Origin of the sequence: Roseateles sp. So40a, from assembly GCF_048081605.1 — a bacterium.
GTDB lineage: Bacteria > Pseudomonadota > Gammaproteobacteria > Burkholderiales > Burkholderiaceae_C > Roseateles.
The window spans coordinates 3,228,804-3,254,007 of the sequence record NZ_CP182288.1 but is presented as its reverse complement, the minus strand read 5'-3'; the positions used below and the strand labels follow the sequence as shown (position 1 = coordinate 3,254,007).

Genomic DNA, 25,204 nt, shown 5'->3' with positions numbered 1-25,204 from the left:
GGTTCCGTGTCTGGGCCTGGATTGGCGGAGTCTATGCGGCCCCAAGCAAGCCGCGCACCCGCATCGGCCCGGGCCCACGGCACCGTCATCGGTGTCGAATTTGCCGGTTTCGTGTCCGCCGAAGGGCCGCCGCTACACTGACAGGCCTCCGAGTTCCGAAAGCCTCCTTGAGTTCCAGCCTGTTCCTCATCTTCCTGCTGATCCTTGCCAGCGCGTTCTTCTCGATGGCGGAACTGTCCTTGGCCGCATCCCGGCGGCTCAAGCTGCGGCAACTGGCAGACGAAGGGGACGCACGCGCCGCGCAGGTGCTGAAGGTCCAGGAACAGCCCGGTTACTACTTCACCGTCGTGCAGCTCGGCGTGAACACGCTGGCCATCCTGGCGGGCGTGGTCGGGGAGGGCGCGCTGACGCCCCATTTCGAGGCGCTGCTGCGGCCGCTCATCGATGTCGACACCGCCCAGCGCGTGGCCTTCGGGCTGTCCTTCGCCTGTGTGACCACGCTGTTCGTGGTGCTGGCCGACCTGCTGCCCAAACGCCTGTCGATGAACGAGCCCGAGCGCGTCGCGATGGCGCTGATCCGGACGATGCTGTTCCTGACGCTGGTGCTGCGTCCGATCGCCTGGCTGCTGAGCCTGGTCGCGGACGGCCTGCTGCGGTTGATGGGCCGCCCGGTGACGCCGGACAACACGATCACGCACGACGACATCCTGGCGCTGGCCGCCGCGGGCCATCAGGCCGGCGTCGTGGCCGCGGCGGAGCAGCAGGTCATCGAGAACGTCTTCGAGCTCGACACCCGGACCGTCGAGTCGTCGATGACCTCGCGCGAGCGGGTCGTGTACTTCTCGCTGGACGACGACGAGGCGCTGGTGCGCACGCGCATCGCGGACTCGCCGCACTCGACCTACCTGGTCTGCGACGACGAGATCGACCAGGTTGTCGGTTACGTCGATGCCACCGACCTGTTCCAGCGCGTGCTGCGCGGCGAGGTGATCTCGCTGCGCGCCGAGCCGGCGCTGATCAAGAAGGTGCTGATCGTCCCGGACCGGTTGACGCTCGCCGAGATGCTGACCCAGTTCCGCCAGGCGCATGAGGACTTCGCGGTCATCGTCAACGAGTACTCGCTGGTCGTCGGCGTGATCACGCTGAACGACGTGATGAGCACGGTGATGGGCTCGCTGGTCTCCACCGACGAGGAGGAGCAGCAGATCATCCGCCGCGAGGACGGCAGCTTCCTGGCCGACGGCATCACGCCGATTCCCGATGTGCAGCGCGCGCTGGGCGTGGACGATTTCCCGCATCACGGCCAGTACGACACGCTGGCCGGGTTCCTGATGGTGATGCTGCGCCGCATCCCCAAGCGCACCGACGTCGTCGAATGGCACGGCTGGCGCTTCGAGGTGGTGGACGTCGACAGCCATCGCGTCGACCAGGTGATGATCACCCCCGTGGCGGCGGCGACGTCGAGCGGCGGGCGGGCGAGCGCGGCGGCGGAGTGACCGGTTCGCGGCGCCTGGGGACAGGGAGGTCCGCGCCCCCTTCCCGGCCTTCGCGCAGCGCGACATAGCGCCCCAGCACCTGACGCGCATAGGCCAGGCGCTTCGCTGGATCCTTGGCGTTGTAGGCGCCCAGCGCCTCGACGGTGCGGCCCATCTCGCGGAAGTTGCTGCCCAGGATCCAGGCGCCGACCAGGATGTTGGCGCAGGGCACGCGCAGGTCGGCCTCGGTGACACCATGGCGCGCCAGCGTCGGCAGCCAGGACGAGTTGATCTGCATCAGCCCGAGGTCCGTCGTCCCGTTGGCATTGCGATTCACGGCGTGCGGGTTCATGCCGGATTCCTGCTGCGCGATCGCCTGGAGCAGCAGCGGCGCCACCCCGTAGCGATGGCCCGCGAACGCGAAGCAGGCCTCGAGGCGCTGCGGGGACAGGGGCTGCGCCGTCGCGATGACGGGCCCGATCGCCAGGGCCGCGAGCAGCGCCCCGGCCAGGCGCGGGATCCAGCGGCGCAAGCCGCGAAGGGCGGGGCGACTCATGCGCCCATCTCCGACTGCAGGTGGTTCTGCGCCTCCATGACGGTGCTCATGAACCCGCCCAGCAGGAACACCAGCAGCAGCGCCGCGGCGATCAGCAGCAGTCCGTTGAGGCGATTCGCGGAATCGGCGATGGCCAGCTGCATCCGGTCGATCGAGCCGACGCCGATGCGCACGAACGCGGCCACGGGATCGCGCCGCTCCGAGGCGTCCTGCACGCGTTCCTCCATCGCCGGGCTCAGCACCCCCGTGGCGAAGGCGCGGCCGAAATGGGCGGATTCCCGCGACGACAGACGGGCCAGCACCTCGTTGAGATGCCAGCGCATCCACGGCGCGCTGAAGCGGCCGGCCCGTTCCAGCGAGGCCCGCAGCGACACGCCGGTGCGCATCAGCGAGGACAGCGAGATCACCAGCATCGCGCCGGAGAAGTCCCGGTAGAGGCTGAACGGCGGATGCCGGTCCAGCCGGCGCCGCACGGGGCCCTGCCAGCGCGGCAGCAGCCAGGCCAGGCCGCCAAGAGCGCCGAGCACGGCCGCCGCGAGCGCCAGGCCGTGGTGCCGGACGGCCCAGGCCACCGCGTACAGCGCCTGGCCCAGCGGCGGCCAGCGCTCGGGGTCGATGAGGTTGGCCAGCACCGGCACCGCGTGCAGCGAGAACACCGTCAGCATCGCGGTCATCGCACCGAGCAGCAGCGCCGGATAGGCCACGGCCTTGCGCACCGCGCGGAACATGCCGTCCACCTTCTCCACGGTGCCGGACAGGAAATGCAGCCCTTGCGCCAGACGCTCGTCGCCGCCGCCCTGCAGCGCGTCGATCATCAGCAGCTCCGAGGGCGGCACCACGCCGTGCAGCGCGCGCGCGAGCGATCCGCCCATGGCCGCGCGCAGCATGCGGCGGTACAGCAGGCTGTCGCCCCGCGAGCGCCGGCGGGCGCGCGCCTCGAGCTTGCGCAGCACGGTGAACAGCGGGACGCGGTCTTCCAGCGCCGAGGCGAGGTCGTAATAGAAGTCGCCGCGCCGGCGGCGCAGCCGGCGGGCGGCGGAGCGCTCCAGCAACCAGTCGATCGGGACAATCATCGGCAGTTCAGTTCATGGCGGCCGGACCCGGATCGGGTCGCTGCAGGTCGCCTCAGTTCGCATCAGGTCGCATCAGGTCGCATCAGGTCGCATCGTCAGCGAGCATCTTGGCCAGCAGCGCGGCGCTGCCGAAGGTCCGCTCGAAGTGGAAAGGATCGACGCGCCCGTGGGCCACGTCGTACAGCACATGCCCCCACGCGTCCTTGCCGTCCATGTCCGGTTCGGAGAAGGGCGCGACCCGGCGCCCTCGCCAGTGGCGCCGGGCCTCCGCGTCGCGGCCCTGCCGCAGCAGGTCCAGCAGGCGCAGGTCCGGGACCAGGACCTCGGCGCCGACCTTCACCCCGGCGGTGCCGAATCGGCCCTCGGGCGGAAGATCCTCGGCCGGTTCGGCGTCGGTCCCGTCCGCGGGGGCACCCTCGGGCGGGACCTGGCCATAGTCGATGCCGGGACGCCGGCAGTGCGTGCAGCCTTGCTCACTCGCGCAGCGAATCTTCGCGGTGTCCAGTCCGAAACCCACGCGGTACACCTGCAGGTCATCCGCACTCATCACGGTCTCGGCCGGCCGTTGACAGTGCGGGCAGTTGATCGGCATCAACACCTGGTAGACCAGCGCGGAGAGGAACTCGGGATCGCACAAGTCCTCGCGCGACAGACCGATCAGCCGGGAGGACAGGCGACCCACGATGCCCATCGCCGAGGTCGCATGCACGGTGGACAGGATCTTGTGGCCGGTCTGGATGGCGGCCTGGGCCATCGAGGCGGACAGGGCGTCGCGGATCTCGCCGAACAGGCCCACGTCCGGATCCATGCGCAGGAAGGCCAGCATCGCGCCGTGAAAGGGATCAGCGCCGCCGGCCGCGCCGCGCTGGATGGACAGGTGGCTGACGCCGGGCGTTTCGTACTCGACCGGGTCCTCGATGGTGAAGAGCTTGCGTGAGCCTTCGCGGGCGAGCATCGCCATCATCGTGTTCAGCGTGGTCGTCTTGCCGGACCCGGTGACGCCCGCCACGAAGACGCCACCCCAGGCCGAGGCCAGGCCCTGGCGCAGCCGATCGGCCTGCCAGGGCGTGAAGCCCAGTGAGCCCAGCGTGCGCGGCCGCGCCGCCGGCGCGCCGGGGCCGGACGAGCCCGCCGCGCCGGCAGGGGGCGGGGCTGCGCTGGCGCGCAGCAGGCGGATCACGACGTCCAGGCCGCCGACCGCGGGATGGCTTTGATAACGCAGCGTCAGCCGCTGGCCGGGCAGCGCGAGCGGGATCATCGCGGCCTGCGGAACGCCGCCGTTGAAGGCGACCTCGGTGCGCGAGCGCTCCTCGGCCAGCATGGTGTAGGCGGCGGAGATCCCGTCGAGTGCCACCCGCGACGGATAGCGGCCCAGCACGCGCATGCGGCCGTCCAGGCGCACGCGGGCCAGCGCGACCGGGCCGCGCAGTTCCAGGTGCAGGTCGCTGGCACCGGCCAACCGGCAACGCTGGATCACCGCGCGGAACCACTCGAGCGGCGTGGAGTCCGCGAGCATCGCCTCGAGGTCGCGCGCGGCCGCGGCGCTGTGGCGCTCGTCGGGCGAGAGCTCGGCCGGCGCCGCGGACGGGTCCGCGTCCGCGGCACCCGCGATGGCGCCGGACAGCGCCGACATCCGTGCCTGTTCGGCGGCCTCGGCGAGCAGCGCGGCGAGCACCGCCGGCTCGGCGCTGAGGTGACCCGCATAGCGCAAGCCGCGCGTCTTGCCGGTCTCCACCAGGCGATACCAGTCGGGACGATGGACCTCGTCGGCGGTGGAGACGACGAGGAAACGCTCCCCGGTCAACGCAAGCGCGATCAGTCGATCACGCTTGCGCGTGGGCACGGGCCAGGGGGCGAGCGCCGCGGACGCCCCTGACGCCGATTCCACCGATGTCTCCGGGCCCACCGGTGTCAGGACGCGCTCGAAGGGGGGCAGGTCCGCGCGGCGAGCGATGGGACCGTCGTCACGGCGGTTCATCGTGGCGAGTCAGGTGTCGCGTGAGGCGATGACGGCAGGGACGCGGCGCGACGCACCGCGTCGTCCTCGGCCGCCGTGGGCATCGACAGCGCCTCGTGTGCCGCGAGGCGCACCGGGTGGAGGCCGGCCGGTGCGGCTGGGGCCATCGGGGCCACCCCCTGTCCGGACGCCAGTCCACCTTGGGCGGGGGGAATCAGCAGCAGCGTGCGCGCTGACCGGGGTCCGCCGCCGCCGGCGCGGGTCAGCAGCAAGCCTTGCTCGCGCAGCGCGATCACCCGCCACGGACCCAGGCGCGCGGTCGGCGCGCTGATGTCGTCGATGACCCGGACGCGGCCCTCGTGGACGATCTCGGCCTGCCAGCGATCCGCGACCGAATGCAGCGCCCACAGGCGCGGCAAGTCGAGCTCGCCATCGAGGCCCGGCTCCGCGCGACGGCGCGGGCTCGCGGACTTGTTCCGGCCCTGGACAGCCTCCGGCATCAGGCGCGCGGCGGCCTGGTCCAGTTCCGCGGCCTTGACCCGCCGCGCGGCGTCGACGAGCTGACGCAGGTTCAAGGCTTCGCTGCCGTCGGCATCGGCATCGCCATCGCCGCCGCTGCGGGTGGTCGGAGCCGAGGTCGATGCCACGGTCGAGCACGGGGCGAGCAGGCATGCCGCGATCGCGAGGACGATCGAGCCGGCCAAGGGCCTTGGACGTCGGCCATCCATGGCGTCAATACCGCGCGCCAAGCGCGAACAGCGATCCGGAAAGTTCATAACTGACCTGCGAAGAGCCGAGAGTGAGGGTGAGGGCGTCCACGACCACATGGGCCGGCGGATCGACCAGTGGCAGCGACCACACGCCGTCCTGCCAGCGCCAGGTGAATCGTTCGACCTCGAGTGCGCCATCGGCCGCCGGCGGCGTCGAGCCATCGGCATCGGGCGTCGGCAGACGCTTCAACACGGCTTGCCCCGCGCCCACTGTCGCCAGGTCCTGCAGATGACTGCCCCAGCCATTGAGCGCATCGCGCAGCAGCGGGAGCTGGTCCGGGCGCAGCGGCGAGGTCCTCGGTGTGGATGTCTTGGCTGATACCGATGTCGATGTCGATGTCGTTGACGTTGACGTTGACGTTGACGTTGACGTTGACGTTGAGCGGGCGTCCTCGTCGTGCCGGGCCGTGTCGGGGAGCAGGGTCTGCAGCGAAGCGCCGAGCAGTTCCGCGTCCGCCGCGGAGGAGGTGGACAGCGAGGGGCGCAGGCGCGGGTCTCGCGGGTCGTTCCGGCCCTCGATCGCGGCGTTGATCGCGGTGTCGAAGCGCGCGAGGTTGCCGTGATGCCGGGACCACGTGGCCAGGCAGCCGTGGATCGGCTCGCACGCCACGCGTTGCAGCGTCCATCCCGCGCGGCTCAGCGGCAACGCGGCGATCGCGGTCCGCCAACGGTCCAGCAGTGCCGGCCCCGGTGGCGCCGACATCGCGAGCCAGCCCGCGAGACGGCGTTCGCGGTCGGCCGCGCGCTGGGCCGGCGACGCGCGCGCGGCAAGCATGGCCCGATGACGGGCCTGCGCGGCGGCCTCCGTCGCGCGGGCCTCGCGCTCCAGCATCCGCGACACCGCGATGCTGCCGAGTCCGCCCAGTGCCGCGAGCGCCACCACGCCCACCGTCGCCACGCGCCAGTACCAGGCGCGCGTGCGCAGGGGCCTCAGCCGCGAGTCGGCGTCGGGCTGGCTGAACAGCGTCGAGAGCATCGGCGTCAACGCGGCGCCGATGACGGCATGCCCGGGCAGGTGGCTCGCGACGCGCACCGGCTCGCCGGGATGCATGTCGCGGAACTCCTGCAGCACGGCGAGGGCGGCATCGAGGTCGGGCAGCACCCGATCAAAGCCGGGCACCGGGCGGCAGTCCATCAGCCCGACGAAGGCCACGCGGCCCGCGCCTGCGACAGTCCCGTCGACGTCGCCCTTGCCCTTGCCCTTGCCATTGCCATCAGCACCGGCGTCGGCATCGAGCGCGATCAGGCAGGCCTCGGCGCCGTGCTCCGCCCATCGGCTGATCAGCAAGGGCACCGCGGCATGCGCGCGCCGCCATCCCAGGGGCGATCTGGGGGATCTGGCAGGGACGTGACGCGCAAGCCCGAACAGATCGCCCCCGGGGAGCCGGACCGTCCATCGATAGCCCTCGACATGGGCGCGGGCGAGCTCGTGCGAGGAGAGCGTCGGGTCGGCGAGTGGCCGCCAGTCCAGGCCGAAGGCGAAGCTCCTGCCGGCCCATCGCGCCAAGCCGATCGAGGGCGCGCGGTCGTGCGGGATCACGCTCATGGTTGCGGCAGACGCGGTGTGATCAACACGACCGTGCCCTGCTTGGAGCGCGCTCCGCGGCGCGCCAGCGGGAACACGCCGCGCACGATGTCCGCGTCGTCGAGCTGCGCCTGCTCGCGCTCGAAACCAGCCAGCACCAGCGTGCGTCCGGCCGGCACGCTGATGCGCTGCAAGGTGCTGAAGCTCAGCGTCTCAGGCAACTGCACCGACTGCGCCGTGATCCCGCTGCCGCTGGTGAAGGCGCGCAGCTGGCGCAGCTCGCTCACCTGCAGCGCGGTCTGCAGTAGCACCAGGTGGGAATCGAGGATCACCGGCAGCACCGTCAGGCCGAGGCCGGTGGACAGCTTGCCGGGCTCCAGCGCGCCGGGGGTGATCAGGCCGTTGGTCGGGTTGACCGTCGCGGCCGTGCTGCGCTGGACATAGGAGCGCGTCTGCAACGCCCCCAGCGGCACCGGCATGCGATTGGTGGTGGTGACGACGGCCGAGTACGCGGTGGAGACCCGGCCGTACTCCTGCAAGGCCTTGGCGACCCACTCGCTGGGCGAGTCGCGCGAGGACGACGGCCCCAGCACGAAGCTCAGCGCGCCGGCGGCGCCACCGCTGATCGGGCCGAGCGCGGCGGGGGCGGTGAGCTGCAGCCGGTTGCCCGCGTCCAGGCGGCCCAGCATCGCGCGCCAGTCGATGCCGTTGCTGAACTCGTCGTTGAAGCTGACCTGCAGGACCTCGATCTCCAGCAGCACCTGGCGCAGCGCGGTGGTGTTGAGCGCGTCGAGGTAGTCCTGCACGCGCTCGACGTTGAACGCCGCGTCGGTCACGGTGACGAGGCCCGCGCGGGCGTCGACGTGCAGCGCCGCCATCGGCGAGAGCATCGGCTTGAGCGCGTCGGGCAGGCCGGCCCAGAGGTCGCTCACCGCGCTGGTCCCGACCTTGGCCGATCCGCCGCCCGAGGTGTCGCCCACGCCCATCACTTCCAGCGACTGGTTGGTGTCCAGGCCACCCGGCAGCGCCTTCAGCGCGATCGCGCGCGTGATGACCCGCGAGAAGACGATGCGCCCGCCGGTGTATGCCCATTGGAGGCCCGCCTGCGCGGCGATGCGGTCGAGCAGGACACGCAAGGGGCCGTGATGGTTGATCTCCACGGTGTGGCGATGCTCCACCGCGGAGATGTCGAGCCGCGTCGCGCCCGCGCGTGCCGCCTCCCGCCACGCGGCGGTGTCCTCGGGCGAGGCCGCCGCGAGGTCCAGAGGCGGCCGCGACACCGCGCCGGGCGCGTAGTCGGCGGCGTTGTGCAGCGCGTCGGGCGTCATGATCACCGGCAGCCCGATCGCCCGCGAGATCAGCTCCGCCGCGGCCGGCAGCGTGAGCCGTCCGGGCGCGTGCAGGCGCAGGCGGGCCAGGTGGGCGGGCAGGCGCTCGTCGTGGCGCAGCGCGATGGAGCGGCTCGCGAATCGCGGCAGCGGATCGGGCACGACCAGCGGTGGCGGGGCCGCGTCCTGACGCATCCTCGCCTGCCACTCGGCCGCGCGATCGAACAAGGCCTGATGCGCTTGCGAGGTGTCGCGCGCGGCCGGCAGGGCGCAGCCGGCCAACGCCCCCGCCAGGCTGGCCAGGCGGGCTGAGCGCCAGGCAGTCGCGCCAAGGCGCCGCGCCCCGCGTGTCCAGCGCCGCGTCATTGGCGCACCCCCTCGGGCAGATACCGCGCGATGCGCACGATGCGGGCCGTCGACTGCACGCGCGCCTGCACCGGATAGTCGGTGTCGCGCAGCACGGCCATCGCCTGGGCGATGGCGTCGAGGAAGTCGCCGCGCAACGTGACCTCGGCCTCGATGGGGAAGTCCCGGTCGATGTCCCAGACCAGCTGCCATCCGGCGTCGACCGCCCAGCGCTGCAAGGCCTGACGCACCGAGACGTCGTCGCGGCTGAAGGTCCAGGCGGAGGAGGCGCTGGCGTCTGAGGCGCCGGCGATGGAGCTGCCGGCGCCGAAGGGGGACGGTGGGATGCCGGCGCCGATGTCAGCGTCGGCACCGGCCGGCGAGGCGCGTGGCAGCAGGGCCAGCACGAGCGCGGCGAGACAAGGGAAGATGCGCATGTCGGGAGATCAGCGCTTCATCAACACGTGGATCTCCAGCGCGCCGCCACCCGCCGCGCACTGGGTGGTGAGCTTGGCGCGGTCCAGGGGCTTGCCGACCTCCCGGACCGCGGTCGACGGGTCGGGCAAGCCGGTCGGTTGGGCGGTCGTCGTGTTCGGGGCGACCCACGCCGCATCCGCGAGCGCGGAGAGTCCGCGGGCGACGCCGGCGCATTGCGAGGCGGGAATGCCGGTGAAGGACAGGACATACGCGCCGCCTGCCGCGATGCCTTGCGCCGCCGTTGCCAGTCCGGTCACGAAGGTCTGTCCGCCGAAGGCGTTGCTCACCGAGCTGCCGCTGACGAGGTCCGAGGGGAAGGCGTTCAGGTCGATCGCCGCCTGGGTGGTGAGGGTCGTGGTGGTCGTGGCGTCCAGCACCCCGTAGGCGCTGAGGTTGGCGTGGATCTGCGGCGCGTGGCGCAGCAGCGCGGACCGGTCGAGCTGCGCGTTGAGGCTGCGCACGCCCATCAGCACGCCGACGGTGATCACGATGATGACGCCCACGCCGATCAGCAGTTCCAGCAGGGTAACGCCGCGCGAGGATCGGCGGCGCAGGTGTCGCGGATTCGCGCGTGAGGCGAGGGCGGTCAGGGGACGGGACATGGAACGGGGCTCCTGCAAATGCCATTCGAGAACAGAGGGACGTTGCCGGCCGTGACCAGCGGGCGGCTCAGTAGGGCTGCGCCACAATGCGCGCATGACTTCCTCGACGCCCGCCACCGCTACCGTCTCCGCTGCTGCCGCCGCCAGCGCGGCGGCCTCGCTGACCGCTGATCAGGCCGCCGCGCGCGCCGCCGAGCTGCGCGATCAGCTGCACCATCACGCCCACCTGTATTACGTGCTGGACACGCCGTCCCTGCCCGACGCGGCATACGACCAGCTGTTCCAGGAGCTGCAGGCGATCGAGGCCGCGCATCCGGCGCTGCGAACGCCCGATTCACCGACCCAGCGCGTCGGGGGCGCGGTGCTGGACGTGTTCGATCCGGTGCGGCACGTGGTGCCGATGCTGTCCATCCGGACCGAGACCGACACCGAGGCCAGCGGCGCGGAGAACTTCGATGCGCGCGTGCGTCGCGAGCTCGATCTGGGCGAGCAGGCCGCGCCGGTGGAGTACGCCGCGGAGCTGAAGTTCGACGGGCTCGCGATCAACCTGCGGTATGAACGCGGCGTGCTGGTGCAGGCCGCCACGCGCGGCAACGGCGAGACCGGCGAGGACGTCACGCAGAACGTGCGCACGATCTCGCAGATCCCGTTGCGGCTCACCGGCGACGGCGCGAAGGCGGCGGTGCTCGAGGTGCGCGGCGAGGTCTACATGCGGCGCGACGATTTCGAGGCGCTCAACGAGCGTCAGCGCGCGGCCAACGAGAAGACCTTCGTGAACCCGCGCAACACGGCCGCGGGCGCAATCCGCCAGCTCGACCCGGCGCTGGTGCGTCAGCGTCCGCTGAGCTTCTTCGCCTACGGCATCGGCGAGACGCAAGGCTGGGACATTCCCGCCACGCACGGCGCGATGATCGACGCGCTGGGCAGCTACGGGCTGCCCGTCAACGCCGACCGCGCGGTGGTGCGCGGAGCCGCGGGGCTCGTGGCCTTCCATCGCGAGATCGGCGAGAAGCGCGACGCGCTGCCGTTCGACATCGATGGCGTCGTCTACAAGGTCAACAGCCGCGAGCTGCAGCGGCGGCTGGGTTTCGTGTCGCGCGAGCCGCGCTGGGCGGTGGCGCACAAGTACCCGGCGCAGGAGCAGGTGACGAAGCTCGACCGCATCGACATCCAGGTCGGCCGCACCGGCAAGCTGACGCCGGTGGCCAAGCTGGAGCCGGTCTTCGTCGGCGGCACGACGGTGAGCAACGCGACGCTGCACAACCTCTTCGAGATGCGCCGCAAGGGCATCCGCGTGGGCGACCAGGTCATCATCCGCCGCGCCGGCGATGTGATCCCGGAGGTGGTGGGCAAGGTCGACGCGGCGCGCGCGGCGTATGTGCCCAACTTCCGCATGCCCCGGCATTGCCCGGTCTGCGGCAGCGACGTGGCGCGCGAGCCCGGCAACATCGAGTTCCGCTGCACCGGCGGCATCTTCTGCCCGGCGCAGCGCAAGCAGGCGCTGCTGCATTTCGCCGGCCGGCGCGCGATGGACATCGAGGGCCTGGGCGACAAGCTCGTGGATCAGCTCGTGGATGGCGGCATCGTCACCAGCCTGCCCGGGCTGTACAAGCTGGGCGTGGCCAAGCTCACCGCGCTGGAGCGCATGGGTGACCGCAGCGCGCTCAACCTGATCGACGCGCTGGAGAAGAGCAAGCACACGACGCTGGCGCGCTTCCTCTTCGCGCTGGGCATCCGGCAGGTGGGCGAGACGACGGCCAAGGACCTGGCCAAACATTTCGGCCGGATGGACGCGCTGATGTCGGCGACCGAGGAGCAGTTGCTCGCGGTGAAGGACGTGGGGCCGATCGTGGCGCGCAGCATCGCGGCGTTCTTCGCGGAGGCGCACAACCGGGAGGTGGTGGAGCAGTTGATCGCCGCGGGCGTGAGCTTCCCGGAGAGCGATGGTGCCGCGGCGGCGCCGGCAGGACCGCAGCCGCTGGCGGGCAAGACGCTGGTGCTCACGGGCACGCTGCCGACGCTGTCGCGGGATGAGGCCAAGGAGTTGATCGAGGCCGCGGGCGGCAAGGTCAGCGGGTCGGTGTCGAAGAAGACGAGCTACCTGATCGCGGGCGAGGAGGCTGGCTCCAAGCTGGACAAGGCGCGCGAGCTGGGCCTCACCATCCTCGACGAGGCCGGGCTGCAAGCCCTGCTTGCCGCGACCGAGTAACTGCCTCGAGCCCTCACCCCCACCCCTCTCCCGCTGCGCGGGCGAGGGGCCGCATTTGCTCCCTCGCCCGCGCAGCGGGAGAGGGCGGGGGGTGAGGGCTCTTCAAACGGCCACGGTCTTGCGCCGGATGACCATCGCCATGCCCGCTGCGATCAGGCAAGCCGCGCCCGCGACGTAGAGCGCGGGCGCGTAGCTCAGCAGCAGGCTGCGGCTGAGTCCCGCACCATAAGCCGCGACGGCCGCGCCGATCTGATGGCCCGCGAAGATCCACCCGAACACCATCCCCACGCGCGCCGCGCCGAAGCGCTCCGCGGTCAGGCGCACCGTCGGCGGCACGGTGGCGATCCAGTCCAGCCCATAGAACACCGCGAACAGCGAGAGCCCGTACAGCGTGAACTCCGCATGGGGCAGCCACATCAGCGACAGCCCGCGCAGCGCGTAATACCAGCACAGCAGCTTGCGCGCGTCGTAGCGGTCGCTGAGCCAGCCCGAGGCGATCGTGCCGATGAAGTCGAACAGGCCCATCATCGCGAGCACCGAGGCCGCGGGCACCGCCGCCAGGCCGTAGTCTCCGCACAGCGAGATGAAATGTGTCTGCACCAGGCCGTTGGTCGACAGCCCGCAGATGAAGAAGGTGCCGAACAGCAGCCAGAAGGTCGGCTGCGTGGACGCGTCGCGCAGCGCGACGAAGGGCGTGCGCCACGTGACAGGCGCGGCCGCTGCTGCTGCTGTTGCTGCTGATTTCGACACCGGCTCCGCCCCATACGGCGCCAGGCCCACGTCCGACGGCCGGTCGCGCATGAACAGCAACACCAGGCTCATCACCGCCAGGCACAGCACCGCCAGCGGCAGCAGCGGCGCGCGCCATCCCCAGCGCTCGATCATCCAGGCGGCGATGGGCAGGCAGATCAGCTGGCCCGTGGCCGCGCTGGCGGTCAGGATGCCCATGATCAGCCCCTTGCGGGTCGCGAACCAGCGGTTGGACACGATCGCGCCCAGCACCAGCGCGGTCATCCCGCTGCCCAGCCCCAGCACCACGCCCCACAGCACGACCAGGTGCCAGAGCTGCGTCACCGCGCCCGCCAGCAGCATGCCGCCGCCCACCAGGCCCAGCGCGACGCTCACGACGGCTCGCACGCCGAAGCGCTCCATCAGCACGGCCGCGAACGGCCCCATCAACCCGAACAGCGCGAAGCGCAGCGCGAGCGCCGAGGAGATCTGGCTGGTGGTCCAGCCGAACTCCTGCGCCAGCGGCTGCAGCATCGCGCCGGGCAGTCCCAGCGCGGCCGACATGAACAGCATCGTTAGGAAGGTCAGCCCGGCGATCACCCAGCTGAAGTGGAGACCCCGGCGGGTCATGCGGAGGGACAGGGCGGCGGCGAGCATGCGGTGGCGCGGTCAGCGATCAGTTTTGATGATGGCCGGCATCGTATCGGGATCTCCTGCCGCGACCTTCGGATTTGATGATGCCCCTACTCAAAAGCATGGCATCCGATTCGGCGTCGATCGCGGCGCTTCCTACAATGGCGTCCATCATGAAAGTCACCAAAGAGCAATCCGCCGCCAACCGCCAGGCCCTGGTGGACGCCGCCGCCAAGCTGTACCGCGAGCGCGGCATCGCGGGCGTCGGTCTGTCGGAGATCTCGCGAGAAGCCGGCTTCACGCACGGCGGTTTCTACGGACGCTTCGCGTCCAAGGAGGAACTCGCGGCCGAGGCTTGCGATGTCGCCTTCCAGGCCTCGATGTCGCGCTTGAGCGCGCAGCTCGCCAAACACGGCGGCGACCTCGGCCCCTTCCTCAAGCGCTACTTCAGCGCCGCGCACCGCGACGCGCCGGGCGCCGGCTGCCCGATGGCGGCCCTGGGCGTGGACGCCGCGCGCGAGGGTGGCCTGCTGGCCGCATCGATGGGCGAGGGCATCGCGGCCTATGTGCGCGAACTCGCCACGCATCGGCCCGACGGCAGCGTCGTCGACGACCCGACGCCCCAGGACGAGGCCCGCGCGATCGGCCTGCTCACGACGATGGTCGGCGGCCTGATCCTGGCGCGGGCCTGCGCGGACGAAGCGCCCGCGCTGTCGGACCGGATCCTCAGGACGTCGCTGGCTTCGTCGACGGGAACTTGAGCACGCCCACCGCCAGCGCCGTGCCCAGCAGCACGACCAGGCACCCGGCGGCCATCGAGCCGCTGAGCGTCTCGCCCAGGAAGGTCCAGCCCCACAGCAGGCCGAAGACCGGGATCAGGAAGGTCACCGAGATTGTGTTGGTCGGCCCCACGCGCTTCATCAGGCGGAAGAACAGGATGTAGGCGATGCCGGTGCACAGCAGCGCCAGCAGCGCGACCGCGCCCCAGGCATGGCCGCTGGGCATCGCGGCGGGGCGCAGCATCCAGGCCGGCGCGGCCAGCAGCAGCGCGGCGGCGAACTGACTGCCCGTGGCCACCGCCAGCGGGCTCGCGCCGGTGAGGTAGCGCTTGGTGGCGCTGGCGGCGATGCCGTAGCTCAGCGCGGCCACCAGGCAGGCGACGATCGCGAAACCGCTGCCGCCCGCCTTGAACGAGGCCTTGTCCCAGGCCAGCAGCACCACGCCGGCGAACCCCAGCGCCAGGCCCAGCAGGCGCGAGCCATCGAGCCGTTGCCCGAACCAGGCCCAGGCCACCAGCGCGCCCCACATCGGCGTGGTCGCGTTGAGGATGCTGGACAGGCCGGCGTTGATCGACAGCGCGGCGTAGCTGAACAGCGCGAACGGGAAGGCGCTGTTGAGGAAGCCCACCAGCAGCAGACCCTTCCAATGGGTGCGCAGGTCGCCGAGGCCCTCGCGCAGGCCCAACAGCGGAATCAGGAACAGCGACGCGCCGGCCACGCGCACGGCGGCCGTGGCCACCGCGCCGAACTCGGGCGCGGCCAGCCGCATGAACAGGAATGAGGCGCCCCAGATGGCGGCCAGCACCAGCAGTTCGATCAGATCGCTTCGCTTCACGCGTTCACCCTTGTGTTCTGAGCGGACCGGGAGCCCGCCTTGTTGTCGTGACGCCGAGGCCCGGAGCGGGACGGCGAGGGGCGAAGCGTAGCGGGGAGTCCACCTTCGATTGTCAGTAGGGCCTCTTTGCGATGCAGGCCGCCGGCATAACCGGTGAGGCTGCCGTCGGCGCCGAGCACGCGGTGGCACGGGATCAGCACCGAGACCGGATTGCGGCCCACCGCCGCCGCGACCGCGCGCACCGCTTCGGGCCGGCCGAGCCGGGTCGCGAGCTCGCCATAGGTCACGGTCCTGCCCGCGGGGATGTCCAGCAGCGCGCGCCACACCGCCTGCTGGAAGGCCGTGCCCGACGGCGACATCGGCGGGAGCGCGGTGGCCTGGCCGGCGAAGTAGGCCTTCATCGCGTCCACCACGCCGCGCAGCAGCGCATCGTCGTCATCGCGCGGCGCGGCGAGCGGACCCGGGTGGTACTTCTGGTCCTCGAACCAGAGCCCGGACAGGCCCTCCGCATTGCGGGCGATCAGCAGGCGGCCGAGCGGGGTGTCGGTCTCGGTCCAGGCGGTGAATGTCGGGGTCATGACGGCAGTCCCTTCACGGTCTTGAGATCGGTCTTCAGCTTGGGATTGAGCTTGGGTTTGAGCGCCGCCTCGCGCCACAGCTGCAGCACGGCGTAGCTCCGATAAGGCGCGAAATGCGCGGCGGCCTCGATCAACTCGCGCGGACGCAGCGGGCCGCCGGCGCGTTCCTCCAGGCATTGCTTCAGCACGACATCGCCTGGCAGGTAGGCGTCGGGCCAGCTCCAGCCGCGCATCAGCATGTAATGCGCCGTCCAAGGCCCCAGGCCGGGCAGGGCGGCGAGCTCCGCGATGGCCGCCTCCACCGTGCCTCGCCCTTGAGCGAAGGCCAGCGTGGGCCATTGCTGCGCCAGGTGGATCAAGGCCTGCGCGCGGCGCGCGGGCATGCCCAGCGAGGCGATGTCGTCGACGGTGGCGGCGGCCAGCGTGGCCGGTGCCGGGAACACATGCGTGACGCCCGGGGGCGCGCCGGCTCCGTCCGGCAGCGGTTCGCCGAAACGCGCGATCAATCGCGTGGCCAGGGTGCGCGCGGCCGCGACGGTGACCTGCTGACCGAGCACCGCGCGGATCGCGAGCTCGAAACGGTCCAGCGATCCCGGCAGCCGCAAGCCCAGCGCCGTCGGACCGAGGACCTCGCCCAGCGCCGCGGCGATGGCCTGCGGGTCCGCGTCCAGGTCCAGCCAGCGGCGCAGCCGGGGCATCAGCGTCGCGATCGCCGGCCACAGCGAAGGGCTCAGCGAGAGTCGCACCTGCGGACGCTCGGCGCCATCCGGGCTCAGCCGCAGCGAGACCCAGCCCAGCACATCGGCCTGGCCCAGCCGCGTCAGCCGCACGCTGCGCGACAACGACAAGCGCTCGATGTCGACACATTCAACACCTGGCACCGCGCGCGCCGCCAGGAAACGCAGCATCTCCGCGCCCAGCAGCGGCGGGCGCAAGTCCAGTCGGAGCTCGGCCGTCTCCAGTGCGTGCGCGCCCGGGCGGCCCTCGTCGCCGGACTCGGCACCGCCCTTGCGCAGTGCCGTCGGGCTCAGCCGGTAATGCTCCTGGAACGCCGCGTTGAAACGCCGCAAGCTCGAGAACCCCGCCGCCAGCGCTACCTCCGCGATCGGCAGCCGCGTGTCCGTCAACAACTGCTTGGCCAGCAGCAGGCGACGCGTCTGCAGATACTGCAGCGGCGCCACCCCATGCTCCGCCGTGAAGACGCGACGCACATGCCGCTCGCTCACGCCCAGGTGCGCCGCCAGCGCCGGCAACGACGCCTCCTCCGGCGCGCATTCATCCAGCCAACGCGCGGCCTCCCGCGCCAGCACCGCCGCCGCATCCATCGTGCTCCACGGTCGTGCAGCAGGCGCCAGTTCAGGGCGGCACTTCAGGCACGGACGGAAACGCGCCGCCTCCGCCAAACTCGCGCTCGGGAAGAACCGGCAGTTCTCCCGCCGCGGCGCACGCACCCGGCAGATCGGCCGGCAATACACCCCCGTCGACGTCACGCCGACAAACCACTGCCCGTCAAATCGGGCATCCCTCGCCAGCAGCGCCGGGTAGCAATGTTCAGGGTCAAGCAGGAAGTCCATGCGACGAATCATAGGAGTCCGCTCCCTATCGATCTCGCCGTTTTCGGACATCTCCCTGCATGCACCGAGCAGTCGGGATCCGCCCAGGGCCCCTTTCCTCCATGTCCTCTCTTGGATGGCCGCCCCGGCCATCCAATTCACCCCTCTACTTCCGGAAAGGGGCCCTGGGCTGCTCCCTCCGAGACGCTCCCTACGAGACTTCGTCGAGGAGGGAGGCTGGCCCGCGAATTGCCTGCGTGCGGGGGGTTACACGGCTGTCACAGGACGCCTGCCTACAATGCGCCCCAGTTTTGGAAACCACCACGTCTCAAGGAAGCCCATGCAAGTTCACGCATCCATCTTCAAGGCCTATGACATCCGCGGTGTCGTCGGCACGACGCTGGACGAAACCCTCGCCGAACACCTCGGCAAGGCCTTCGGCACCGAAGCCCTGAAGCTCGGCGAGACGGCCGTCGCCGTCGGCCGCGATGGACGCGTCTCCGGCCCCTCCCTCGTCGCCGCCCTCATCCGCGGCCTCAAGTCCACCGGCCTCGACGTCGTCGACGTCGGCGCCGTCACCACCCCCATGCTCTATTACGTCGCGGCCACCCGCGGCAAGCACGGCTGCCACTCCGGCATCCAGGTCACCGGGTCCCACAACCCCAAGGACTACAACGGCTTCAAGATGGTCCTCAAGGGCGCCGCCGTCTACGGCGAGCAGATCCAGGACCTGAAGCGCCGCATCGAGGCCGAGGACTACGCCACCGGCAACGGCCGCGTCGCCTCGATGGACATCACCGCCGAATACACGCATCGCATCGTGTCCGACGCCAAGCTCTCGCGCCCGATGAAGATCGTCGTGGACAGCGGCAACGGCATCCCCGGCGCCACCGCGCCCGCGATCCTCCGCGCGCTGGGTTGCGAGGTCGTCGACATCTTCTCCAAGGTCGACGGCGACTTCCCGAACCACCATCCGGATCCCTCGCGCCCCGAGAACCTCGAGGACCTCAAGCGCATCGTGCACGCGACCGACGCCGAGCTCGGACTGGCCTTCGACGGCGACGGCGACCGCCTGGGCATCGTCACCAAGGACGGCACGATGATCATGCCGGACCGCCAGATCATGCTGATCGCCGCGGACATCCTCAAGCGCCTGCCCGGCTCGGAGATCATCTTCGACGTCAAGTGCACGCAGCGCCTGGCCCCGTGGATCCGCGAGCACGGCGGCAAGCCGCTGATGTGGATGACGGGCCACTCGCTGGCCAAGGCCAAGCTCAAGGAAACCGGTGCGCCGCTGGCCGGCGAGCTCTCGGGCCACATCTTCTTCGCCGAGCGCTGGTACGGCTTCGACGACGCGATGTACACCGCCGCGCGCATGCTCGAGATCCTGTCGCGCAGCGACGATCCGTCCAAGGTCCTCAACGACCTGCCCAACAGCGTCAACACGCCCGAGCTGAACGTCCCCTGCAAGGAAGGCGAGCACCACGAGGTCGTGGCCAAGCTCAAGGAGATCGCCGAGTTCCCCAATGCCAAGGAGATCATCACGATCGACGGCATCCGCGTGGAATACGACGACGGCTTCGGCCTGGTGCGCGCGTCCAACACGACGCCGGTGCTGGTGCTGCGCTTCGAGGGCCACACGCAGGAAGCGCTGGAGCGCATCCAGAAGGAAGTGCTGGCCCAGCTCAAGCGCGTGAAGGCCGACATCACGTTCACGTCCGGCCATTGATCGTTCCTTGTCCGCCGATTCGTTCAAGGAGCGCCTGGCGCGCGGTGTCTTCAGCACGCTGCTGAGGCTCGCGTCGCCGGCCTACGCGCTGCGCCTGTTCCTGCGCGGCCGTCAGGAGCCGCTCTACGCGGCGCATCCGGCCGAACGATTCGGCTTCGGCGCGTCGATCGCGCCGGGATCAATCTGGGTGCATGCGGTGTCGCTGGGCGAGACCCGCGCCGCCGCCGCGCTCATCGACCGGCTCCGCGCGGAGCGGCCCGGGATGCGGCTGCTGCTCACGCACACGACCGCGACGGGCCGCGAGGCCGGTCGCGCGTTGCTGCGCGATGGCGACACGCAGCGCTGGCTGCCCTTCGACACACCGGGCGCGGTGCGCCGATTCCTGCGACGCACGCGGCCCGCGGTCGGCGTGCTGATGGAAACCGAGATCTGGCCCAACGTGCAGCACGAGGCGCTGAAGGCCGGCGTGCCGATGGTGCTGGCCAACGCGCGCCTGTCCGCGCGCAGCCTGCGTCGTGGCGAGAAGTTCAAGGCGCTGCTCGCACCCGCGGCGCGCAGCCTGCGTCTGGCGCTCGCGCAGACGACCGAGGACGCCGATCGCCTGCGTCAGGCCGGCGTGGCGGACGTGCGCGTGTGCGGCAATCTCAAGTTTGATCTTCAGCCCGACGAGGCCTTGCTGGCGCGGGGCCGCGCCTGGCGCGCGGGGCTGAATCGGCCCGTGGTGATGCTCGCGGTGTCGCGTGAGGGCGAGGAGGCCGCGATGCTGGCCGCCTGGCAGCAGGCGGGCGAGGCGAGGGCGCGCGCGGGTTCACCGCTGCTGCTGATCGTGCCGCGGCATCCGCAGCGCTTCGACGAGATCGCCGCGCTGGTCACCGGGGCCGGCCTGACGGTGGCGCGCCGCAGCGCCTTCGGCACCAGCGAGATCGCCACGCCGCCATTGAGCGCGGGCGTGGCGGACGTGTGGCTGGGCGATTCGATGCGCGAGATGGCGCTGTACTACGGGCTGGCCGACGTGGCGCTGCTCGGCGGCAGCTTCGAGAAGCTCGGCGGGCAGAACCTGATCGAGACCGCGGCCTGCGGCGTGCCGCTGTTCATGGGCCCGCACACGTTCAACTTCGCGGAGGCGGCCGAGCTGTCGCTGCAGGCGGGCGCGTCGCGCCGGGTCGAGGACCTGCCGCGCGCGCTGGATGAGGCGCTGGGTCTGCTGACCCGCCCGGCCGAGCGCGACGCGATGTCCGCCGCGGCCACAGCCTTCGCCGCGGCGCATCGCGGCGCGGCGGCGCGGATGGCCGCGCCGATCCTGGCGCTGGCCGACACCCGCCGCTGATGGGCGTTGCCGGCCGCTGATGGGCGATGGCAGCAGCTGAGGGCCGCTGAGGGCCGCTACTGATTGCTCGTCGACCGGACCTCGCCCAGCGTGGTCACACCTTGCAGGACCTTGGCGATGCCGTCCTGACGCAGCGTGCGCATGCCTTCGGACATCGACAGATGCATCAGCTCCTCCGCGCGGCCGCCAGTCTGGATCAGGCGGCGGATGGGACGCGACACGGTCAGCAGCTCATGCAGGCCCGCGCGGCCCTTGAAGCCGGTGTGGTCGCACTTCTCGCAACCCGGCGAGTGGTACTGCAGCAGGTTGGGCTGACCGTACAGCCCCTGCCATTCCGCCAGCACCGATTCGCGCGAGGGCCGGTTCTCCGCGGAGAACACGTGCAGGTAGTCGTCCAGCAGCTCGTTGAGCGTCGTCTCGGACATCGCCTCGGACTTGCGGCACGACGGGCAGATCCGGCGCACGAGACGCTGCGCCAGCACCGCCAGCAGCGAGTCGGCGAAGTTGAACGGGTCCATGCCCATGTCCAGCAGGCGCGTGACCGTTTCCGGCGCGCTGTTGGTGTGCAGCGTGGACAGCACCAGGTGGCCCGTCAGCGACGCCTCCACGGCGATCTCCGCTGTTTCCTCGTCCCGGATCTCACCGACCATGATCACGTCCGGGTCCGCGCGCAGGAAGGCGCGCAGCGCCTTGGCGAAGGTCCAGTCGATCTTGGGATTCACCTGGACCTGCCGCAGCCCGGCCTGCGTGATTTCCACCGGGTCCTCGGCCGTCCAGATCTTGCGCTCCGGCGTGTTGATGTTGGCCAGCACCGAGTGCAGCGTCGTCGTCTTGCCCGAGCCGGTCGGACCCACGCACAGCACCATGCCGTAAGGCCGCTCGGACGCCGCCTTCAATTCCTTGAGGTTGCGCTCGGAGAAGCCCAGCTTCTCCATCGGGATCGGCTTGGCCGAGGCCAGGATCCGCATCACCACGTCCTCCAGCCCGTTGTTGGTCGGGATGGTGGCCACGCGCAGCTCGATCTTGTGGCGCTCGGAGAACTTGGCGAAATTGATCTTGCCGTCCTGCGGCTTGCGGCGCTCGGAGATGTCGAGGTCGCACATGATCTTGATCCGCGCGATCAGCGCGCTGCGGTAGGTGTGCGGCAGTTCCAGGTGGGGCTGCAGCACGCCGTCCTTGCGGAAGCGGATCTTGACCTTCTCCTTGCCCGGATAGGTCTCGATGTGGATGTCCGACACGTTCTGGTTGTGCGCGTCGATGATCATCGTGTTGATCAGCCGGACCAGCGAGTTGTCGCTCTGCTCGATCTGGCGGTCCTTCTCCTCCTCGCGCGCCGCCTCGCGCGCGACCTGCTCCTGGCCCTCGCGTTCCAGCGTCTCGATCAGCTTGTCGGAGGTGTCGAGCTCGAAATCCATCGACAGCGCCGGCAGGCCGCCCAGGCCGCCGGTGGGCAGCGGCTGACCGCTGTAGCGCTCGTAGGCCGTGGGAATCGCGAAGGCCAGCGAGCCCAGCCGCGCCAGCGCGGGCACGACCTTGAGCTGCGTGATGAACTCAACCTCGTCGATGCAGTCACGCCGCGTCGGGTCCTCCATCGCCACGATGAGCCGGCCATCGCGCAGCACCAGCGGGAGCACCTCCAGCCGCTTGGCCACGGAGAACGGCAGCTTGCGCACCGCGTCGGGCTCGATGGCGAAGTTGTCCGCGTCCACCAGCGGATAGCCCATCTTGCGCGCCAGCGCCGATTGCAGCTGCGCGCGCGTGACGATGCCCTTGCGCACGAGCAGCTCGCCCAGCGGCACCGAGCGGTCCTGCTTCTGCTGCGCCAGCGCCTCGTCGAGCTGCGCCTGCGTGATCAGATCCAGCGCCAGCAGCGCCTCGCCGATGCGCACCATCGGCATCTTGGCCTGCTGGTCGATCGCGGCCATCAACTGCTCGGCCGTGACGATGTGCTGCGCCACCAGGATGTCGCCCACGCGCCGGTCGCGCAGCTCGCGCTGCTCGTTGGCGGCGTCGTCGACCTGCGCCTGCGTCACCACCTGCTGACGCACCAGCAGGTCGCCGATGCGCTCGCCGACCTCGAAGCTCACGAGCACCTCGCGCGGCACGAACATGCAGCGCACCCAGTCGCTGGTGTCGCTGACCGGCGGGAACAGGAACAGGCCCAGCTCCGTCTCGTGATGGCCGATCGTCGAGCCCTTCTGCTCCTCGCCGCCCTGGTACACGAGGCGGAACTCGCTGCGCGGGCGCTGGTCCAGCGTCATCGGATCGTCGGCGGTGGCCGGATCGCGCGGCGGGACCTCGATCGCGTGCAGCAGCTTGAGCGCCTTGAACTGCGAGAACTTCAGCGGCATCGCGTTGCGCGCCGGCGGCACGACGACCTGCGCCAGCCGCTCCGAGGGCACCATCAGGATCACCTTGCCGACGGTGCGGCTCCCGTTCAGGCCGAGGATCTCGCAAGCCTGCGGTTCACGCTGGGGCCGGGGACGGGGGTAGGCGGCGAAGGGCGGTGTCGGCCATTCGAACTGCGGTGCCGCTTCAGCCGGAGCATTCTCCGGCTGGGCATGAGGCCATTGCAGCGGCACGGACGGGTCGGTCATCGGGCGGTCTCCACAGGGGAAATTCTGTGTCTGGGCAGTCTTGGGACGGGAGATTAACCCGTTTGGAGAGTGCCCACTACCCGGATAAGCAGGTGGCGTGCCCGCCCGGACCTCAGAGCGCGCGTTCCGCCATCACGCGCGGCTGTGCCGGCAGACCTTCCCAGGCCAACGGCGTGTCCAGCAGCTCGACCTTCGTCAGCCGCTTGTCGCCGGGCACCTGGACCGCGAAGCGCCGGAAGCTCGCGCCGTGGAGCGGATCACGCGTGCTGGCGTCAGGCGTGCCACGGGCCTGATTGAACGGGCGGAATCCGCCCTGCAGCAAGCGATGGCGCACGCTGCCGTCCGCGTAGGTCAGGCGCAACGTGAAGTCGCAGCCGCCGTTGCGGCAGTACCAGGCATTGGCCGAGGTGTCGGGCACGAAGGCCGCGCGGTCGGCGGCGACGGTCGGATCGAATCCGCGCAGCAGGTTGCCCGTGAAGCTCAGCGGCGGGTCGATCTGCGTGATGCCCGGAGTGTTGGCGTTGCTGATGGTCAGCACGATGGCGACCACCGGCACGTCGCGCTGCTGGGGCAGACCGCGGTCCAGACCCCAGAGGCCGTTGGATGTCGTCGTGATCGGCGCCTCGACCCAGCGCTTGTCCACGGTGTCCCACTGCTTGTAGCCGGACGCGAAGCTCGCGTCGGCGACCAGCCGGCTGCCCGGCGTGTGCACGCCCTTGCTGTCCACGCTGGTCTTGCCTTCGAAGTAGCGCTGCATCACGGCGGTGCTGTAGTCCGAGAAGGTCGCGTAGCGGTACCCCGAGGCCTGGTCGCCGGAGCCGCTCTGCATCGGGTCCTGCTTGACGCAACGGCCGGTGTTGTCCAGCGTGCGCAGCTTGCCGCCGAAGGTGTCGGTCTTGCAGTTGGCGTAGCGCGACGCGGTGGCCGGCACGAACGGCGCGAGCAACTGCTTGCGCTGCCCGTCGTAGCCCCAGGTCGAGCCGTTCAGGCTGCCCCAGGCGTAGGGATAGCGGCCGTCGTCGTAGGCCTCGCCGACATGCGGCAGGCCGAAGGCGTGGCCCTGCTCGTGGATGAAGATGCCGGCGTAGAGCTCATCGCCCGCGCCGTCGCTGCCGCCGCCCAGGCCGCCGCCCGGTCCGCGGTACTTGCCCGCGCCGTCCAGCGCCAGCAGCGGGGCGTAGTACTGCACCGGCAGCGCGCCTTCGCCATTGGCATTGCGCAGCGCGCCCAGCGTGCCCAGCACGCCGGCCAGGCCGGCGAAGCCGTCCTTGTAATCGTTGGCCGAGCGGGCGATGTAGGCCGGCTGCGCTTGTCCATTGGCGTCGCTGCGCGGCGGGATCACCAGCGCCGGCCACTGCACCAGGCGGGCCGGATGGTTCACCGCGTCGAGCTTGGCCACGGGCCACTTGGCGTACATCTCGGTGACCGCGTCGGCGGGCGGCGCGCCGGTCACGCTCAAGGGGCGCGCGGTGTTGGCCTCGGTCGCGCCGAACAGATAGAAGGGCAGCACGCGGACCGTGAAGGGCATGTCCGCGCCGACCTCCACCGCACGTGCCTCGCCGGCCTGGTAGTTGGCGGCCTTCGCGCGCAGCGTGAGGCCCGGCCGCAGCCAGGCCGCGGGCACCGTCGCGCTGTACAGGTCGTCGCCATAGGCGGGACCGGACGCTTCCGTGGGCGGCAGTTGCGACGGTGGGTTCAGGGGCACCGTGCCCAGCGACTGCCCGTCAGCGAGCGCCTCCAGCACCGGCCGGTCCGCGTTCGCCGCGGACAGGCGCACCAGCGCCAGCGCCTCGCGTCCGCCGACCAGGTGCAGCGTCTCGGAGGCATTGGCCGGCGTGGGAGGCGACCAGGATCGCGCGCCGTCGGGCAGCACGTGGGTCTGGGCGAGTTCCAGGCGCTGGATGGCGAGCACGCCGAGCGGCTGACCGCTGCCGCCGCCCGTGCCGGACCCGGCGCCATTGGCGGCGTCGTCACCCGCGCCGCCGTCGCCGCCGCAGGCGCCCAGCAGCGCGGCGGCGGTCCAGCCGATGGCGATCGCCCGGGTCAGGGTGCGGTGACGGGGAGGGCGGAGCAGCAGGTCAGGCGCGGACATGGATCGGGAGAGAAAAATCGCAAGGCGCGCAGTCT

General features: G+C 70.9%; 19 protein-coding genes. 5 read left to right on the top strand and 14 right to left on the bottom strand.

The genetic code is table 11. From position 1 onward, the window contains the following. The first annotated feature begins 167 nt into the window (after nucleotides 1-167). A complete protein-coding gene (locus ACNI65_RS14805) occupies nucleotides 168-1,496 on the top strand; it encodes a hemolysin family protein (protein ID WP_416757599.1) in 1,329 nt (442 codons plus the stop codon). Here the strand turns inward: ACNI65_RS14805 and ACNI65_RS14800 are convergent. From ACNI65_RS14800 to ACNI65_RS14765, 8 genes are all read right to left on the bottom strand, one after another. Then, nucleotides 1,438-2,031, bottom strand: a complete 594-nt coding sequence (locus ACNI65_RS14800; RefSeq protein ID WP_416757597.1) for a lytic transglycosylase domain-containing protein — start codon at nucleotides 2,029-2,031, stop codon at nucleotides 1,438-1,440. The two genes, ACNI65_RS14805 and ACNI65_RS14800, sit on opposite strands and share 59 nt — an antisense overlap. Beyond that, nucleotides 2,028-3,104: a hypothetical protein gene (locus tag ACNI65_RS14795; RefSeq protein ID WP_416757596.1), complete on the bottom strand. Its 1,077-nt coding sequence runs from the start codon at nucleotides 3,102-3,104 to the stop codon at nucleotides 2,028-2,030. The genes ACNI65_RS14800 and ACNI65_RS14795 overlap by 4 nt, the downstream gene beginning before the upstream one ends. Nucleotides 3,105-3,186: 82 nt before the next feature. Then, complete coding sequence (locus tag ACNI65_RS14790; RefSeq protein WP_416757595.1) at nucleotides 3,187-5,082, bottom strand: GspE/PulE family protein; 1,896 nt, start codon at nucleotides 5,080-5,082, stop codon at nucleotides 3,187-3,189. Beyond that, on the bottom strand, nucleotides 5,079-5,765 hold the full coding sequence (locus tag ACNI65_RS14785) for a hypothetical protein (RefSeq protein WP_416757594.1): 687 nt from the start codon (nucleotides 5,763-5,765) through the stop codon (nucleotides 5,079-5,081). The genes ACNI65_RS14790 and ACNI65_RS14785 overlap by 4 nt, the downstream gene beginning before the upstream one ends. 28 nt (nucleotides 5,766-5,793) lie before the next feature. Further along, nucleotides 5,794-7,377 carry a hypothetical protein gene (locus tag ACNI65_RS14780; RefSeq protein WP_416757592.1) on the bottom strand — a complete coding sequence of 528 codons (1,584 nt, stop codon included), beginning with the start codon at nucleotides 7,375-7,377 and terminating at the stop codon, nucleotides 5,794-5,796. Then, nucleotides 7,374-8,966: a hypothetical protein gene (locus ACNI65_RS14775; protein WP_416757590.1), complete on the bottom strand. Its 1,593-nt coding sequence runs from the start codon at nucleotides 8,964-8,966 to the stop codon at nucleotides 7,374-7,376. The genes ACNI65_RS14780 and ACNI65_RS14775 overlap by 4 nt, the downstream gene beginning before the upstream one ends. An 80-nt stretch (nucleotides 8,967-9,046) precedes the next feature. Then, nucleotides 9,047-9,466: a toxin co-regulated pilus biosynthesis Q family protein gene (locus ACNI65_RS14770; protein WP_416757589.1), complete on the bottom strand. Its 420-nt coding sequence runs from the start codon at nucleotides 9,464-9,466 to the stop codon at nucleotides 9,047-9,049. 9 nt (nucleotides 9,467-9,475) lie between these two features. Then, on the bottom strand, nucleotides 9,476-10,108 hold the full coding sequence (locus tag ACNI65_RS14765; protein WP_416757588.1) for a type II secretion system protein: 633 nt from the start codon (nucleotides 10,106-10,108) through the stop codon (nucleotides 9,476-9,478). Nucleotides 10,109-10,202: 94 nt separating this feature from the next. On the opposite strand from ACNI65_RS14765, the gene ligA reads away from it, so the two are divergent. Continuing rightward, entirely contained in the window at nucleotides 10,203-12,317 is a 2,115-nt protein-coding gene (gene ligA / locus ACNI65_RS14760) for an NAD-dependent DNA ligase LigA (RefSeq protein WP_416757586.1), read from the top strand. A 102-nt stretch (nucleotides 12,318-12,419) separates the two neighbouring features. Here ligA and ACNI65_RS14755 read toward each other — a convergent pair whose 3' ends face one another. After that, nucleotides 12,420-13,703 (bottom strand): MFS transporter, encoded by a 1,284-nt coding sequence (locus ACNI65_RS14755; RefSeq protein WP_416757584.1) that lies wholly within the window; start codon nucleotides 13,701-13,703, stop codon nucleotides 12,420-12,422. A 149-nt stretch (nucleotides 13,704-13,852) separates the two neighbouring features. Here ACNI65_RS14755 and ACNI65_RS14750 point away from each other — a divergent pair, with 149 nt between their 5' ends. Beyond that, nucleotides 13,853-14,440: a TetR/AcrR family transcriptional regulator gene (locus ACNI65_RS14750; RefSeq protein ID WP_416757582.1), complete on the top strand. Its 588-nt coding sequence runs from the start codon at nucleotides 13,853-13,855 to the stop codon at nucleotides 14,438-14,440. Here ACNI65_RS14750 and ACNI65_RS14745 read toward each other — a convergent pair. The 3 genes from ACNI65_RS14745 to ACNI65_RS14735 are packed head-to-tail and all read right to left on the bottom strand — an operon-like array spanning nucleotide 14,406 to nucleotide 17,445. Continuing rightward, complete coding sequence (locus ACNI65_RS14745; RefSeq protein ID WP_416757581.1) at nucleotides 14,406-15,293, bottom strand: DMT family transporter; 888 nt, start codon at nucleotides 15,291-15,293, stop codon at nucleotides 14,406-14,408. The two genes, ACNI65_RS14750 and ACNI65_RS14745, sit on opposite strands and share 35 nt — an antisense overlap. Next, a complete protein-coding gene (locus tag ACNI65_RS14740) occupies nucleotides 15,290-15,871 on the bottom strand; it encodes a methylated-DNA--[protein]-cysteine S-methyltransferase (protein WP_416757580.1) in 582 nt (193 codons plus the stop codon). Before ACNI65_RS14740 ends, ACNI65_RS14745 begins: the two co-directional genes overlap by 4 nt. Continuing rightward, on the bottom strand, nucleotides 15,868-17,445 hold the full coding sequence (locus ACNI65_RS14735) for a DNA-3-methyladenine glycosylase 2 family protein (RefSeq protein ID WP_416757579.1): 1,578 nt from the start codon (nucleotides 17,443-17,445) through the stop codon (nucleotides 15,868-15,870). The genes ACNI65_RS14740 and ACNI65_RS14735 overlap by 4 nt, the downstream gene beginning before the upstream one ends. 319 nt (nucleotides 17,446-17,764) lie before the next feature. On the opposite strand from ACNI65_RS14735, the gene ACNI65_RS14730 reads away from it, so the two are divergent. Together ACNI65_RS14730 and ACNI65_RS14725 are read left to right on the top strand one after the other, a co-directional pair. Further along, nucleotides 17,765-19,153, top strand: coding sequence for a phosphomannomutase/phosphoglucomutase (locus ACNI65_RS14730; RefSeq protein ID WP_416757577.1), 1,389 nt, complete (start codon nucleotides 17,765-17,767; stop codon nucleotides 19,151-19,153). A gap of 7 nt (nucleotides 19,154-19,160) precedes the next feature. Further along, nucleotides 19,161-20,480 (top strand): 3-deoxy-D-manno-octulosonic acid transferase, encoded by a 1,320-nt coding sequence (locus tag ACNI65_RS14725; RefSeq protein ID WP_416757574.1) that lies wholly within the window; start codon nucleotides 19,161-19,163, stop codon nucleotides 20,478-20,480. Between the two features lie 56 nt (nucleotides 20,481-20,536). On the opposite strand, the gene ACNI65_RS14720 is transcribed toward ACNI65_RS14725, so the two are convergent. Then, nucleotides 20,537-23,077, bottom strand: coding sequence for an ATPase, T2SS/T4P/T4SS family (locus ACNI65_RS14720; protein WP_416757573.1), 2,541 nt, complete (start codon nucleotides 23,075-23,077; stop codon nucleotides 20,537-20,539). Between the two features lie 112 nt (nucleotides 23,078-23,189). Further along, nucleotides 23,190-25,169: a M66 family metalloprotease gene (locus tag ACNI65_RS14715; protein ID WP_416757572.1), complete on the bottom strand. Its 1,980-nt coding sequence runs from the start codon at nucleotides 25,167-25,169 to the stop codon at nucleotides 23,190-23,192. Nucleotides 25,170-25,204: the final 35 nt, after the last annotated feature.